The organism is Vreelandella arctica, assembly GCF_037070215.1.
Lineage (GTDB): Bacteria > Pseudomonadota > Gammaproteobacteria > Pseudomonadales > Halomonadaceae > Vreelandella > Vreelandella arctica.
On sequence record NZ_JBANSN010000095.1, the window covers coordinates 1 to 1,039 of the forward strand.

Annotated in this window: 2 protein-coding genes and 3 tRNA genes; 4 read left to right on the forward strand and 1 reads right to left on the reverse strand. The window is 48.7% G+C overall.

Annotation, left to right across the window (positions count from 1 at the left end; translation table 11 throughout):
- Positions 1 to 198 precede the first annotated feature (198 nt).
- The 4 genes from csrA (at position 199) to V8L70_RS22830 (ending at position 896) form a co-directional block, all read left to right on the forward strand.
- Entirely contained in the window at positions 199 to 387 is a 189-nt protein-coding gene (csrA, locus tag V8L70_RS22815; protein ID WP_007111501.1) for a carbon storage regulator CsrA, read from the forward strand.
- 133 nt (positions 388 to 520) lie between these two features.
- Positions 521 to 613 (forward strand) — tRNA-Ser (locus tag V8L70_RS22820).
- A gap of 86 nt (positions 614 to 699) precedes the next feature.
- Positions 700 to 776, forward strand: a tRNA-Arg gene (locus V8L70_RS22825).
- Positions 777 to 819: 43 nt separating this feature from the next.
- Positions 820 to 896, forward strand: a tRNA-Arg gene (locus V8L70_RS22830).
- Between the two features lie 56 nt (positions 897 to 952).
- Here the strand turns inward: V8L70_RS22830 and V8L70_RS22835 are convergent.
- Positions 953 to 1,039 (reverse strand): IS3 family transposase (locus tag V8L70_RS22835; protein ID WP_336270183.1); only part of this gene is annotated, 87 nt, incomplete at its 5' end.

Genomic DNA, 1,039 nt, shown 5'->3' on the forward strand with positions numbered 1-1,039 from the left:
GTACGTTGAACTAGACTACAACAAACAACGGCGGCACAGTGCCATTGGGATGATCAGCCCAGAGGTATTTGAAGCCCGAATGATCGCTTAAACCAGTGTCCACTCTTGCTGGGTAAGATCACTATGCCGCATAATGGCCTAGTGTTGCCTCGGTCTGACATATCCCGTTGCATAAAACGTCTGAAAAGGAGATCAGCCATGCTCATCCTAACTCGTCGTGTTGGCGAAACCTTGATGATCGGTGATGAAATCACTGTCACCGTACTAGGTGTGAAAGGCAATCAAGTGCGTATCGGTGTTAATGCGCCTAAAGATGTTGCGGTTCACCGGGAAGAGATTTATCAGCGCATTCAGCGTGAAAGAAATAGTGAAAACGAAGTGGAATAAGACTTGCGGGTTTGCACGATGACGCGATGCTTAAGACGTAAGCTTGTAGGTAAGATATGGCCGGTGTGAAAAAAATCCGTAGAAGGCTAGACATAAGAACCTCAAATCGGTAATATTCGCGCCGTGCCGTTGAGGAGAGGTGGCCGAGTGGCTGAAGGCGCTCCCCTGCTAAGGGAGTATAGGGTTTATAGCCCTATCGAGGGTTCGAATCCCTCTCTCTCCGCCAATAGCATGGCCATTAACTACTTAGCTATAGAAAGTGCTTAGTTAGACATTACTCTTTTAGCTAGAAAGTACATGGTCACAAGGTATGCGCCCGTAGCTCAGCTGGATAGAGTACCTGACTACGAATCAGGGGGTCGGAGGTTCGAATCCTCCCGGGCGCGCCACCTACTTAGTAGCAGTATTAGTAAATATTAGTTGTAACATTACGCGCCCGTAGCTCAGCTGGATAGAGTACCTGACTACGAATCAGGGGGTCGGAGGTTCGAATCCTCCCGGGCGCGCCAGATTTCAAAACCCGCTCTCTTAATGAACTGACCCCATAAACTTGGACAGTGAACAACTAAGCGGCCAAGGCCTGATTCCGGTACTGCACCGGACTCAGGCCTTTTAGTTTGGTCTTAATACGCTCGTGGTTATAGTAATGGAT

Coding starts and splice junctions, on each gene's coding strand:
- csrA (WP_007111501.1), top strand. CDS start 199: ATGCTCATCCTAACTCGTCGTGTTGGCGAAACCTTGATGATCGGTGAT.